Origin of the sequence: Streptomyces sp. NPDC001890, assembly GCF_042891445.1 — a bacterium.
Taxonomy (GTDB): domain Bacteria; phylum Actinomycetota; class Actinomycetes; order Streptomycetales; family Streptomycetaceae; genus Streptomyces.
The window spans coordinates 1-13907 of the sequence record NZ_JBIATE010000001.1; the positions used below are offsets into that span (position 1 = coordinate 1).

The following is a 13907-nucleotide window of genomic DNA, read 5'->3' on the forward strand; positions in this document are numbered from 1 at the left end:
CAAACACCGCGCCAAGCGCCACGACGTCGGCAAGACCGTCAAACGCGCCGAGACCATCAAGGAACACGAAGCCCGCCGAGGATAAACGCCAAGCTGAGGGCTGTCCCGCAATCCCTGGCGGCGCGCGACGACAGCCCTCAGCCCTCGGCGAGCAGCCGGTCCGCGACGCGCCCCGCCGCCCCGCCGTCGTCCAGGTCGCAGAAGTCCCGGCGGAAGCTCTCGTACGCGTCCGCGTGCCGTACCGCCGAGGCGGCCAGGGCGCCGGAGTCGCGCAGGAGCGCGGCGATCTCGTCGGCCCCGGCGAGCAGCGGGCCCGGCGCCCGGCTCTCGAAGTCCAGGCAGAAACCGCGCACCGTGTCGCGGTAGTGCGCCAGGTCGTAGGTGTGGAAGAGCATCGGGCGGCCGGTGTGCGCGAAGTCGAACACCAGCCCCGTGTAGTCGGTGACCAGCACATCGGCGATCAGCAGCAGCTCCGCGGTGTCCGGGTGCGCCGACACGTCGCGCACGCCCGCCCGCTCGGGCACGCTCCCGGTCACCCGGGGATGGCGGCGCACCAGCACCGTGTGGGCCGCGCCGATGGACCGCGCCAGCGCGGCCGGGTCGAGCGCCCGGTCCCAGCGGTACCGCAGCCGTGTGGTGTCGGCGCCGAACGGGTGGGCCAGCTGATCGCGGTAGGTCGGCGCGTAGAGCACGACCCGGCGGCCGTCCGGGATGCCGAGCCTGCGCCGTACCCGCTCCGCGGTCTTGGCGCGGTCGGCCGAGAAGAGCAGGTCGTTGGCGGGGGAGCCGGCCTCCAGGACCTCGCCCCGGTAGCCGAGCGCGCGCCGCAGCAGCGGGGTGGAGCGGCGGCTCGGGGAGACCAGGACGGACCACTGGGCCGACCGGCGCGGCAGCGTGGCGAGCTCCTGGTGGTCGGCGTACCGGGTGCCGGCCAGATCCGCGCCGAAGCGGCCGAGCGGGGTGCCGTGCCAGGTCTGCACGACGGTCTGGCCGGGCCGCCGCTCGAACCACTCGGGCAGCTGGTCCGCCGTGACGATTCGGCGGGACCTCGCCAGCGCCTCGTACCAGGCGGCACTGTGCTCGATCACCGGGACGGCGGTCGGCGGTACGTGCCCGTGGACCCCGTCGGTGACCCACAGGTGCTCCGACTCCACGCCCCGGCGCAGGAGTTCGGCGTGCACGGCACGCGGTGAGTCGCCGCCCGTGTACAGGACCGCGTCCCGCAGCGGCATCGCACGCCGGGCCGGATAGTGCCTGCCCCGCAGCTCGGCCCCGCGGTACGCGCCCCGCTCGGTGGGCGCCAGCACCGGCCCGGCCTGCACGGTCAGCCGGTCGCCCGACCTGCGGTCCAGGGCGAACTCCCGGCCGGGCACGGGGCCCGTGGCGACCGGGCCGCTCCGGCGCAGCGGCAGCCGGGCGGCCAGCGAGGTCAGCACCCGGACCGGCCGGCCGCCCAGATACGCCTCCCAGTGGCCCTCGTGCAGCCCGGCGGCCACCGAGGGAGCGAGGAACGCGGTGAACCGGCGCCCCCCGTACACCCCTTCGTACGCCTTCCCGCCCGCACCCCCCGGCACCCCCGCGCGCCGCTCGTCATGGGTGACGGGCACCGACACCGTCTCGCGCAGCGCCCCGTGCCGCAGCACCAGGCGGTCCGGGCCCTCGCCCGGCCGTACGCCCGTACCGGCGCCGGTCACCCCCTCCACCCGCAGCGCCCCGTCCGGCGTCCACACCGCCCCGTCCACGAACGGCTGCCCGCTCAGGTCCAGCACCAGTTCGCCCACCGCGTCGGCCACGACCGGCGGCGCCGACTCCGGGGCCACCGCGAGCGGCACCCGCGCCCCGTCGGCCAGCACCAGCCGCGCCCGCCACCGCCCGCCGGGCTCCGGCTCGACCTCGCGCGGCGCCCGGTGCGGCACCGGCGGCGCGGCCGCCATCCCGGCGAGGTCGGCGAGCGGGATCCGTACCGTGAAGCGGCCGTCCGGCCGGCACTCGACGGGGTGGCCGAACTCCTGGTCCGCCACCCCGTCGCAGGTCAGCACCAGGGCCTTGGGCCGGGCGCCCCCGTACAGCCGGCCGGTCAGCTCCAGGTCCTTGCCGAAGCGGCGGGACTCGCAGCGGGCGGGCAGCCGCTCCAGGGTCAGCCGGAGCCGCCCGCCCCGGAAGTCGAGCACCGCCCGCCGTCCGTCGCCCAGGTCATGGACGTGCGGCTGGGCGGCCCCCGCCTCCACGGCGCGCACCGCCACCCGGCGGACCGTGCCCTGGGCGGCCACCATCATCCCCACCAGCCAGCCGCCGGGCCGCAGCCGGCGCGGGTCGAGGGTCATCTCGAAGCCGGAGTGTTCGTAACGGTGCAGCTGCTGGCCGGAGTCGACGGTCGCCTCGGGCGCGGGCACGCTCCGCACCGGCACCCTCCGCAGCTGTTGCCCGTGGGTCGCGCGCACCATGCCCACCTTCAGCGACTGACGGGGCGTCGTGGCCGGCAGATTGCGGATGTACGCGTAACCGCGCAGCCGCAGCCTCCCGTCGTCGCCCCACCGCGCCTCCAGCAGCCGTGCCACGGCCGGCAGATCCGTACGGGCGAGGCGGGCGGTGTCCGGGATGCCGGGGAGACCGGCCTGACGCAGCCCGGGCACCCCGCCGACCGTGAACGTTCCTGCACCGTTGGCCTGCTCGAAGGCCAGCACCTCCAGCAGCTCCGGGAGCCGGCGCTCCTGCACCAGCTGCCACTTGATCCGCAACGCCACCGGCAGCTCGAGGGCCACGGCCCGGTCCGCGCGGCCCGCCCCGTCCATCCGCTCCATCCGGTCCAGGAACGCCCCGGCACCCGCCATGAACGCCTTCCGGTACTCAAGGCAGCCCATGGGCAGCCCCTCCAGGAAGTACACGAAGTCGTCGCGCAGGCAGGACAGGTCGTAGCGGCGCCGCGCCGCGCCGTTCGCCACCCCGCCCCGGCCCGCCAGGAACGCGCTGACCTGCTCGCACGCCGCGATCCGGTCCCGTACGCCCCGCACGTCCGTGCGTCGCCCGGTGGCCGAACCCTCCCGGACCCGCCAGTAGTGGACGTGCTCGTGCAGCACGTCCACCGAGCCGGCCAGGTAGTGCGCCGGGATCATCACCGAGGCGTCCTCGCAGAGCCCGCCCTCCGGGAAGGCGAAGGCGTGCCGGTCCCAGAAGGAGCGCCGGAACACCTTGTTCCAGGCGGCCCGGTCGGCCAGGAGGCGGGGGTCGCGGCTGATGTGGGTGCGGGCCCGGCTGCCGGTCAGCCAGCGGTACTGCCCGGCCTGCCGGCGCCCCTGCCCGGTCAGCCGCCACACATTGCCGGTCGCGAGGTCGGAGCCGGTCGACTCCAGCGAGGCCAGCATCCGCGCGTAGGCGTCGTGGACGACGAAGCCGTCGCCGTCGGCGAACGCCAGGTACGGCACGCCCGGCGTGGTGTGCCGCACGCCCGTGTTGCGGGCCGCGCCCAGCCCGCCGGTGGGCCGGCGCACGAGGCGGAAGCGGCGGTCGTGGGCGGCGAAGGACTCGGCGATGGCCGAACTCCCGTCCGCCGAACCGTCGTCCACGAGGACCACCTCGATGTCGGTGACCGACTGCCCGGCCACCGAGCGCAGACAGTCCTCCAGGTGGTCCTCGACGTTGTGGACCGGGACGACGACACTGAGGCGCGGCTTCATGCCCGGTCAACCGGGGCGGACGCGCCGGGTCACCGGCACTGCCCCGAACGGGTGAACACGGGATTCGGCACACGGTAATCGCACCATTACGCCCGGCTGCCATGCTCCTCGGTGTCGTCGTGCCCGTCCACCGCGTGCAGGGGTACCTCAGGGCGGCCATCGAGTCCGTCTCGCCCCGCACATCCAGGGCGTCTGGGCCGTCTCCTCCCGGCACCGCGGCGCCCCGGCGACACCCCGGGCGCCGTCTCCACCACCGAGGACGAACTGCTGGAGCCGTTCCGGACCGGCGCGTGGTGCTCGGCGCGGACGGCCGGGCTGCGGGCGGCGTTCCGGGAGCGCTTCTGCCCGTACGACGACGGGCACGCGGCCGAACGCGTGGTGCGCCGACTGTTCCTGGACGACGACGACCGCGGCGACGACCACGACGGTGACCGCGACGGCCACGGCGACGCGGAGCCGGACCGTACGGCAACCGGGGCACGGCCGATGTCACCCGTTCGGGAGAGACCGGGACCGGTGACCCCCGGCCCGTCACGGGGTTGAGCCTCACGGACAACCAGGCCCCCGATGAACGGATGTGCCCAGCATGTCGCCACGGCTCAGTGTCGTCGTACCCGTCCACAACGTGGAGCTCCATCTGACGGACTGCCTGAAGTCCCTCGCGGAGCAGACCATGGCCGACCTGGAGGTGGTGATGGTCGACGACGGCTCCACCGACGACAGCGCGGCCCTGGCCGCCGCCTTCGCCGTACAGGACGACCGGTTCCGGCTGGTGAGCCAGGAGAACGGCGGGCTCGGGCACGCCCGTAATATCGGGGTCCGCAACTGCGACCCGGGCGCCCGCCATCTCGCCTTCGTCGACGGCGACGACGTGCTCCCGCCCCGCGCGTACGAACTCCTCGTCGGCGCCCTGGACGAGACCGGCTCGGACATCGCGTCCGGCAACGTGCTGCGGCTGGGGGCCGACGGCCGGCTCCGGCAGTCGCCCGGCTTCCGCCGGCCCATGGCGACCACCCGGCTGCGCACCCACATCTCGCGGGACTGGGACCTGGCCGCCGACCGGACCGCCTGCAACAAGGTCTTCCGCCGGTCGTTCTGGGACGAGCACGCCTTCGCCTTCCCGGTCGGCGCCCTCCACGAGGACATCCCGGTCGTCCTGCCCGCCCACTTCCTGGCCCGCTCCGTCGACGTGCTGAAGGACCCCGTCTGCCACCGGCGCGATGGGGCGGGCTCGGCCACCACCCGCCGCGCCGTCGTCCGCGGCGTCCAGGACCGGGTCTCGCACGTGCTGGGCGTCTCCGCCTTCCTCGACGAGCACCGCGACGCCGCCGACAAACGGCGGTACGAGGCGCATGTGCTCGCCGACGACCTCTGGTACTTCATGGAGGCACTGCCCGACGGCGACGAGGAGTACCGGCGCGCCTTCGTCACGTACGCCAACGAGTTCACCGACCAGGTCGACCCGGCCGTCCTCGACGCACTGCCGCTGCGGCTGCGCCTGATGTGGCACCTCGTGCGCGAACGGCGGACCGGCGAACTGCTGGACCTGCTCGCCCTCGACCAGGCCGAACCGGGCGCCTTCACGGTCCGCGGCGTACGCCGCCGCAGCGCCTCCTACCCGGTCCTCACTCGGCCGGTGCCGCGCTCGGTGCTGCGCGTGGGCGCGCGGGACCTGCCGCTCACCGCCCGGCTGCTCGACGCCCACTGGCAGGGCGGCAGGCTGTACCTCAAGGGGTACGCGTACATCCGCAACCTGCCCGCCGGACCGCGCACCGCCGAGTTCCGGGCCGGCTGGCTGCGGGCCGGACGCCGGCACGTGGTGCCGCTGCGGCTGCGCACGACCGACGAACCGGAGGCCACCGCCCGGTCCCGGCAGAGCCTGCACGACTACGGCCGGTCCGGCTTCGAGACCGTCGTCGACCCGGCCAGGCTCCGCATCGACCCGGACGGCAGCACCGAACGACTCACCTGGCGGGCGGAGATCGGCATCGCCGGACACGGCACGGTGCGCCGCTCCGGGCTCGCCACCGACGAGGCGGCCGCCCCGCCGCCCGTCCACCGCCCCGACGGCGACCACCGGATCGTGCCCGCCTTCGACGACGGCAGGCTGGTGCTGCACGCCGAGCGGATCGACGCCCGCTTCGAGACGCACCGCGCGGGCGACACCGGCGACGGGACCGCCACCGTGGTCATCGACGGCATGATCCGCGACCGGCTCGGCAACGGGCCGCTGCGCCTCGCGCTCACCCACCGCCCCTCCGGCACCGCCTTCGACCGCCCGGTGACGGTGCACGAGGGTGCCGCCCCCTCCGCGGCCGGCTGGCGGCGGTTCACCGCGGACATCCCGCTCGCCGCCTTCGCCGACGCCCGGCCGGACCCGGCCGGTCAGGTGCCGTACGGCCTCCACCTCGTCGGACCGGACGGCCGCCGCACCCCGGTCGATGTGCCGGGGCCGGTGCTGCCGGGCCGCTACCCGCTGGCCGGGACCGGCGGGCAGCGGCGCGAACTCGGCCTCACCGCCGGCCCCCGCGGTGATCTGCTGATCAGCGACCGCCCCGTGCAGCCGGCCGTCGACCTGGCGACCTGGACGCAGGACGGGCAGCTCCTCCTGGAGGGCACCTTCCCCGGCCTCCCGGAACGGCCCGTCGACCTGGTGGCCAGGCACAGCGGTCACGGCGAGGAGGCCCGCTTCGCCCTCACCCTCTCCGGGGCCGCCGACGCCCGCCGGTTCAGGGCCGCGCTGCGGCCGGACGCCGTCGAGGGCCCCGGCGGGAAACTGCCGCTGGGCCAGGGGAACTGGTACCTCTTCCTCCGTGAGCGGGGCGCCCGGGACGAGGCGGACGACGCCGCGCTGCGCATCCCGGCCGCCGCCCACCGCACCCTGCCCGCCGCCCGCGCCCTCGGCGGCCGGACGTACACCGTCGAGCGGCGCCACCACGACCAGTTGCTGATCAACAGCGCGCCGGTGCTCACGGCGGCGGAACGCGGCCCGCGCGGCGAGCGGCTGCTGCGCGAGGGCTACCGGGCCCGGCGCACCGCACCGCTGCGCGACACGGTGCTGTACAGCAGCTTCGACGGCCGGCAGTACTCCGACTCGCCGCGCGCCGTCCACGAGGAAGTGGTCCGGCGCGGCGCCGAGCTGGAACACCTGTGGGTGGTGCGCGACCAGCAGGCCCGTATCCCGGCCGGTGCCACCGCCGTCGAGCACGGCTCCGCCGGCTGGCACGAGGCACTGGCCCGCAGCCGGTACGTGGTCACCAACACCCAGCTGCCGCAGTGGTTCGAGCGGCGCGAGGGCCAGTGCGTCGTCCAGACCTGGCACGGCACCCCTCTCAAGCGCATCGGCCTCGATACGGCGGGCACCGGCCGGGCCGACGCCGCCCGTATCGCCGCCATCGAGCACCGCGCCCGTCAGTGGAGTTTCCTGGTCTCACCGAACAGCTTCGCCACCCCCGTCCTGCGGCGCTCCTTCGGCTACCGGGGCGAGATCCTGGAGTGCGGCTCCCCCCGCAACGACCTGTTGCACGCCTCGGACCGGGTCAAGATCGCCGCGGCGGTACGCGAGCGGCTCGCCCTCCCCGAGGGCAAGCGGGTCGTGCTGTACGCGCCGGCCCGGCGGGCGGACCAGCCGCCCGGCGACGGCCGTCACGCCCTCGACCTGGGGCTCGACCTGGCCGCCGCGGAACGCGAACTCGGCGGGGACACCGTGCTGCTGGTGCGCCGTCACCACCTGGTGACCGGCCGCCTGCCCGACAGCGGCAGCGGCTTCGTCCGGGACGTCTCGCGCTACCCGGACGCCGGCGAACTGATGCTGATCAGCGACGCCCTGGTCACCGACTGCTCCTCGCTGATGTTCGACTTCGCCCGGACCGGCCGCCCGATGCTCTTCCACACCCACGACCTGGCGCACCACCGCGACACCCCGGGCGGCTTCTGCTTCGACTTCGAGGCCCGCGCCCCCGGCCCGCTGATCCCCGGTTCCACCGGCCTGGTCGAGGCACTGCGCGACCCGGAACGGGCCACCGCGGGACACGCGCAGGCGTACGAGGCGTTCCGCCGGGACTTCTGCGACCTGGACGACGGGCACGCGGCGGCGGGCGTGGTCGACCGGATGCTGTGATCCGCGGGCGGCCGGATCCTGTGGTCCGTGCCGCCGTCGGCCGGATCCTGTGGTCCGCGGGCGGCCGAATGCCGTGATCCGTACTGCCCGGCCGTGCCTCCGCCGGCCGGGCAGATCCCTTGCGCCATCACATGCCCCCTGAACCGTTCGAGTGATTCAGGGGTGCGAATGTTTGCGCGAATGTGCGGAACATTCGAGTAATGCTCCATCCAGGCGCGGTCATCGGTGCGTCGCTCAGCGTCTTCTTGTTGCTACGTTCTGTTTTCATGGGTATTCGAATGCGATGCGAAACCTGGAACGTGTCACGCGCAAGGACGGTGGTGCTCATTGCCGCGGCCATGGGCCTTATCACCCGAATGCTGATCGCGGCGAACATGCCGGGCCCGGCCGATGTGCGGATCTTCCATGGTTTCGCAAAGGCGATCGTGCGTTACGGGCCCATTCGGATTTATGAACAGCCGCTGCCGGGACTGCCCGTCTACAACCATCCGCCACTGGCCGGCTGGATGCTTCTCGGGCTGAATGAACTGTCCGAACTCGGAATCCCCTTCGGCACGTTGATCAGATCGCCCGCCGTGATCGCCGACTTCTTCTGCGCGCTCGTCGTGTTCGAGATCGTGCGCAGGCGCGGTTCGCTCGGCGCCGCCGTCGCCTGCGGGGTGGGCGTGGCCGCCAGCCCCGTACTGATCGCCACTTCCGGATACCACGGCAACACCGACGCGGTCGCCATCACCTTCGCCCTGGTCGCCGCCCACCTCCTGGTGGACCGGAAGGCGCCGCTGACCGCCGGGGTGGCAGCCGCGCTCGCGATCAGCGTCAAGTTCGTCCCGGTGGTGGTGCTCCCGGCGCTGTTCCTGGTCGCGCTGCGGGCGGGCCGGCCGGCCTTCGTCCGCTTCTCCGCCGGGTTCGCGGCCCTGGTCGCCCTCGTCTGGGGGCCGGTCCTGCTGGCCGTTCCGCAGAACCTCAAGGAGAACGTCCTGGAGTACGCGGGCGGCGGCTACCGCCTCTGGGGGCTCGTCCGGTTCGCCGACCTGTTCGGCCTGCCGCAGTCCTTCATCACCTTCATCGAGGGCGACGGCCACTTCCTCTTCGTGCTGGCCTGCGTGGCCGCCGGGGTCTGGCTCGCCTGGCTGCGGCCCGCGCAGCTGCCCGTCGTCGTCGCCGTCACGATGAGCCTGCTGCTGCTGCTCTCCACCGCGTCCGCGCTCCAGTACCTGACCTGGGCCGCCGCCGGGCTGTTCGTCGTCGGGTTCTGGGAGGGCGCCGCGTACAGCTGCCTGCTCGGCCTGACGGCGGTGCTCGGTTACCGGGGACGCTCCGCCGTGCACTGGAGCGAAACGGTCCTCCACCTCGCCGAGCTCGGCTGGGTGGTTCTCGCCGCGGGCGTCGTCAGCGGAGTCCGCAAGATCCTCGCCGCCCGGCCGGAGCCGCCTGCCCGGCCCCCCGCCGGGCGGACCCCGCTCCCGGCGCCCTGCACCTCGCAGCCCACCGACTGCACCGTCAACTGACCTTCCCCGACCGCCCCGCGAGCGCCATTCACCGAGCACCGAGCAACAAACACCGAGCAACAAACACCGAGCACCGAGCACCGAGCACCGAGCACCGAGCACCGAGCACCGAGCACCGAGCACCGAGTACCGAGCGCAACTGGAGAACGTCCCGTGAAGGAAAGCCCGAGCCCCAGGATCGGCATCCTGGTGGTCGCGTACAACGCCGAGACGACGCTGGAGAGGACCCTCGACCGCATTCCGGAGGACTTCCGGTCCAAGGTCGCCGAAATCCTCATTCTCGACGACGCGAGCCATGACGCGACCTTCACCGCGGGCTGCCGCTGGTCGCAGACGGAGGGAATGCCGCGGACCGTGGTGATGCGGCACACCAAGAACCTCGGATACGGCGGAAATCAGAAGGCCGGATACGCGCTGGCCGCCGAGCACGGACTCGACATCATCGTGCTGCTGCACGGCGACGGACAGTACGCCCCGGAATTCCTCCCGGACATGGTCGCACCGATCGAACGCGGCGAATGCGACGCCGTCTTCGGATCGCGGATGATGAAATCCGGATCCGCGCTCAAGGGCGGCATGCCGATGTACAAATGGCTCGGCAACCGCATTCTCACCCGCCTGGAGAACACCCTCCTCGGATCGCAGCTCACCGAATTCCACTCCGGATACCGCGCCTACAGCGTCGCGGCGCTCAAGAAGCTGCCGATCCACCGGAACACCGACGCGTTCGACTTCGACACCCAGATCATCGTCCAGCTGCTCAACGAAGGGATGCGGATCAAGGAGATCCCCGTCCCCACGTACTACGGCGACGAGATCTGCTACGTCAACGGCATGAAGTACGCGAAGGACGTCGTCAAGGACGTCCTCGAATACCGGCTCGCCGTCAAGGGATTCGGCACCTGCGGCTGGATCCCCAAACCCGTCGAGTACGCGTTCAAGGAGGGCGACGGCTCCTCGCACGCCGTCATCCTGGAGAAGATGCGCAGCCTCCCGCCCGGCCGGGTCCTCGACCTCGGCTGCTCCGGCGGCCTGTTCGCCCAGCGCCTCGAAGCCCTCGGCCACGAGGTGACCGGCGTGGACTACGTCGAGGTCCCCGGCGTACGCGAGAAGTGCACCCGCTTCCACCTCGCCAACCTGGAGGAGGGGCTGCCGGTCGAGATCGGTGTCGACTACGACTACGTGGTCGCCGGCGACGTCATCGAACACCTCTCCCGTCCCGAGCGGGTGCTCGCCGAGGCCGTCGAGGTGCTGCGGCCCGGCGGCCAGGTGCTGCTCTCCGTGCCGAACTTCAGCCACTGGTACTCACGGCTGCGGGTCGCGCTCGGCGTCTTCGGCTACGACCGGCGCGGCATCCTCGACGAAACGCATCTGCGCTTCTTCACCCGGGCCAGCCTGCGCCGCACGGTCCGGGACGCCGGCTACGACGTCCTCGGCATCGCGTCGACCGGGGCCCCGTTCTGGGCGCTGCTCGGCGGCGGACCGCTCCCCGCGGTCCTGGGCGGGGCGTCGAAGCTGCTCACCCGGATCCGGCCGACGCTGTTCGGCTATCAGCACGTCGCAACGCTCACCCCGCACGCGGCCGAGACGATCATCGCTGGAGAGCACATCGATGTACAGGACATCCTCAACCGACAGTACGTCCATGCCGACCGGGTCGGCGTCTGAGGCCGGCGTCCCCCGCCCCGCCTCCTCCCCGGATCCGCAGTCCCCGGGCACCGCAGTCAGGAGCAAGGTCTTGACCCTCCCCAGTCTGATGCTGCTGCTGTTCGCCGTGTTCTCCTCGGCGGGCGGCCAGATCATGCTCAAGCACGGGATGAAGGGCGCGGCGGCGGCCGCGGGACACGGCGGCGGGTCCGTCGCCCTGCGTGCCGCGACCAGCCCCTGGGTCGTCCTGGGCCTGGTCGTCTTCGCGGTGTCCGCCCTCGCCTGGATGGCGACCCTGGCCAAGGTGCCGCTGTCCATCGCCTACCCGTTCAACGCCCTCGGGTACCTGCTGATCGTGCTGGCCGGGGCCACCGTGCTGCACGAACGGACCTCGATGTGGACCTGGGGCGGCTCGCTGCTCGTGGTCATCGGCCTCGTCACGGTGATGGCGGGCCAGCAACGCTGACGGCGCCGCCGCCGGACAGGCCCCCGGGCCCGACCTGCGGCGGCGCCGCCCCGCTCCGTCCGCCGCTACTTCACCGCGCCCGCCATCACGCCGGAGACGAACTGGCGCTGGAAGGCGAAGAAGACCGCCAGCGGGATCACCATCGACACGAAGGCGCCGGGCGCCAGCACGTCGATGTTGTTGCCGAACTGCCTGACCTGCTGCTGGAGGGCCACCGTGATCGGCGGCGAGTCCGAGTCGGCGAAGATCAGTGCCACCAGCATGTCGTTCCACACCCACAGGAACTGGAAGATCCCCAGCGAGGCGATCGCCGGACCGCCCAGCGGCATCACGACCCGGGTGAAGAGACGGATCTCGCCCGCCCCGTCGAGCCGGGCCGCCTCCAGCAGCTCCCTCGGGATCTCCGCGAAGAAGTTCCGCAGCAGGAAGATCGCGAAGGGCAGCCCGAAGGCCGTGTGGAAGATGATCACCCCGAAGGTCGTCTCGAAGATCCCGACCACTCCGAAGAGCTTGGAGACCGGGACCAGGGCGACCTGCACCGGGACCACCAACAGCCCCACGACCACCAGGAACCACCAGTCGCGGCCGGGGAACTCCAACCAGGCGAAGGCGTATCCGGCCAGTGAGCCGATCACGACGACCAGCACGGTCGCCGGGACGGTGATCATGATCGTGCTGAGGAGGGAGTGGGTGATCGTCGAATTGTCCAGCAGCGTGGCGTAGTTGTCGAAGGTGAGCTGGGACGGGGCCGTGAAGACCTTCCACCAGCCGCTCGCCGCGATGTCGTCCGAGCCGCGCAGCGAGGACAGCAGCAGCCCGATCGTCGGCATCAGCCAGAAAAGGGCCACCAGGACGAGGAAGATCCGCATCGCACCGCCGCCCGCGCGGGCGGCGAGACGTGCGCCGAGGGACCGCTCGGCCTTCAGCGGAGCATCGTCGGCCGTCGTGCTCGTGTTCGTGACCGTGGTCGACGCTGTCGTCATCGGCGCCCCTCCTTCCGGATCCGGCGGATGTTGACGTACATCACCGGGAGTACCAGCAGCAGCAGGAGTACGGCGATGGCGCTGCCGATCCCGAGGTCCGCGTCCGTGCCGAACGAGGACCGGTAGAGCTGGAGCGCCAGCACGTTCGCGTCGTCCTGCGAGGAACCCGGCGCGATGATGAAGACCAGGTCGAAGACCTTCAGCACGTTGATCATCAGCGTGACCAGCACCACCACGAGCACCGGCGCGAGCATCGGCACCGTGATCCGGCGGAACACCTGCCACTCGTTCGCACCGTCCACCCGGGCCGCTTCGAGGAGTTCACGGGGCAGCCCCGCGAGCCCCGCCGCGATCAGCACCATCGCGAACCCGGCCCACATCCAGACGTAGGAACCGATGATCCCGGGCGTGACGAGGGTCGGGCCGAGCCACTCGACCCCGTTGTACGGCTCCTTGAAGTTCGAGGCGGGCAGCCGGAGTGCGGCGCCGTCCGCCGAGGCGGGCAGGGTGAACGTGCCGTCCGCGCCCGCCGTGGCCGACGCGACGACCTTGCCGCCCTTGACCGCCTCGACCTCGATGCCCTTGAGCCCCAGCTCCTTGGTGTCGATGACATTGGGCCTGCCGCCGCCGCCCTTGGTGAAGTCCAGCCACGCGGTGCCGGTGATCTCCCCGTTCCCCGCGGCCGCGGCCTTCGCGGGCTTCGCGTCCTTCGGCATGTTCGCCGGGATCACACCGACCAGCGGCAATCGCACCGGCTGCCCGGCCCGTACCGGGGCCTTGGTGACGAACGAGCCGCCGGGGCCCGCCTTGAGCGGGTGGACGGGCAGCGGGTGCGCCTTCGGGTAGCCCGCCGACTCGTTGAACGTGTCGTGCACACCCACCCATACGGCGTTGGCGACGCCGCGCTCCGGGGCGGCGTCGTACACCAGCCGGAAGATGATGCCGGCGGCGAGCATGGAGATCGCCATCGGCATGAAGACCACCAGCTTGAACGCCGTGCCCCAGCGGATCCGCTCCGTCAGCACCGCGAAGATCAGCCCGAGGGCCGTGGCGACCGTCGGCGCGAGCACGACCCAGATCGCGTTGTTCTTGACCGCCGTACGGATGGTGTCGTCCGTGAACAGCGCCTTGTAGTTGTCGAGTCCGGCGAAGCCCGTACCGGCCTGGTCGAAGAACGACCGGTAGACGGAGTACACGATCGGGTAGACCACGAGCGCGCCCAGCAGCACCAGCGCGGGTGCCAGGAAGAGGGCGGCGATGAACCGGCGGGTGCCGGTCACACTCCTGCGGCTGCGTCCCGCGCCGCCGGCCGACGGACCGGACGGCTTCCTCGGCGCGGGCACCGACGGCGTCGGGGACGACACCTTTCCGGACGGCTGATTGTCGGACGACTGCTTTCCGGACGGCTGGTTGTCGGACGACTGCTTTCCGGACGGCTGGTTGTCGGACGATTGCTTGTCGGCGGGGGGCACCGCGTCGGCGCCCCCCGCTGCGGCTGTCGTCATCCCG

The 13907-nt window shown here is 72.5% G+C and carries 7 protein-coding genes and 1 pseudogene; 5 read left to right on the plus strand and 3 right to left on the minus strand.

Features of this window, described 5'->3' with window-relative positions:
• Window positions 1-137: 137 nt before the first annotated feature.
• Window positions 138-3674, minus strand: coding sequence for a CDP-glycerol glycerophosphotransferase family protein (locus tag ACFYY1_RS00005; RefSeq protein WP_388578646.1), 3537 nt, complete (start codon window positions 3672-3674; stop codon window positions 138-140).
• Window positions 3675-3893: 219 nt separating this feature from the next.
• Here ACFYY1_RS00005 and ACFYY1_RS00010 point away from each other — a divergent pair.
• The 5 genes and pseudogenes from ACFYY1_RS00010 to ACFYY1_RS00030 form a co-directional block, all read left to right on the plus strand.
• Window positions 3894-4217, plus strand: a pseudogene (locus ACFYY1_RS00010) (CDP-glycerol glycerophosphotransferase family protein); the annotation flags it as partial.
• A gap of 43 nt (window positions 4218-4260) precedes the next feature.
• Window positions 4261-7794, plus strand: coding sequence for a CDP-glycerol glycerophosphotransferase family protein (locus ACFYY1_RS00015; RefSeq protein WP_388578649.1), 3534 nt, complete (start codon window positions 4261-4263; stop codon window positions 7792-7794).
• Between the two features lie 299 nt (window positions 7795-8093).
• Window positions 8094-9302 (plus strand): hypothetical protein, encoded by a 1209-nt coding sequence (locus ACFYY1_RS00020; RefSeq protein ID WP_388578652.1) that lies wholly within the window; start codon window positions 8094-8096, stop codon window positions 9300-9302.
• A gap of 153 nt (window positions 9303-9455) precedes the next feature.
• On the plus strand, window positions 9456-10970 hold the full coding sequence (locus tag ACFYY1_RS00025) for a glycosyltransferase (RefSeq protein WP_388578655.1): 1515 nt from the start codon (window positions 9456-9458) through the stop codon (window positions 10968-10970).
• A 70-nt stretch (window positions 10971-11040) separates the two neighbouring features.
• Window positions 11041-11415, plus strand: a complete 375-nt coding sequence (locus ACFYY1_RS00030) for a hypothetical protein (protein WP_358945953.1) — start codon at window positions 11041-11043, stop codon at window positions 11413-11415.
• 65 nt (window positions 11416-11480) lie between these two features.
• On the opposite strand, the gene ACFYY1_RS00035 is transcribed toward ACFYY1_RS00030, so the two are convergent.
• Both ACFYY1_RS00035 and ACFYY1_RS00040 read right to left on the minus strand, forming a co-directional pair.
• Window positions 11481-12398, minus strand: a complete 918-nt coding sequence (locus ACFYY1_RS00035; protein WP_388578658.1) for a carbohydrate ABC transporter permease — start codon at window positions 12396-12398, stop codon at window positions 11481-11483.
• Window positions 12395-13903, minus strand: a complete 1509-nt coding sequence (locus ACFYY1_RS00040; RefSeq protein WP_388578661.1) for a carbohydrate ABC transporter permease — start codon at window positions 13901-13903, stop codon at window positions 12395-12397. The genes ACFYY1_RS00035 and ACFYY1_RS00040 overlap by 4 nt, the downstream gene beginning before the upstream one ends.
• Between the last annotated feature and the right edge of the window lie 4 nt (window positions 13904-13907).

Excerpts from the sequence above, each read along its gene's own strand:
- ACFYY1_RS00015 (WP_388578649.1), top strand. The coding sequence starts at position 4,261 with ATGTCGCCACGGCTCAGTGTCGTCGTACCCGTCCACAACGTGGAGCTC.
- ACFYY1_RS00005 (WP_388578646.1), bottom strand. The coding sequence starts at position 3,674 with ATGAAGCCGCGCCTCAGTGTCGTCGTCCCGGTCCACAACGTCGAGGAC.
- ACFYY1_RS00035 (WP_388578658.1), bottom strand. The coding sequence starts at position 12,398 with ATGACGACAGCGTCGACCACGGTCACGAACACGAGCACGACGGCCGAC.
- ACFYY1_RS00040 (WP_388578661.1), bottom strand. The coding sequence starts at position 13,903 with ATGACGACAGCCGCAGCGGGGGGCGCCGACGCGGTGCCCCCCGCCGAC.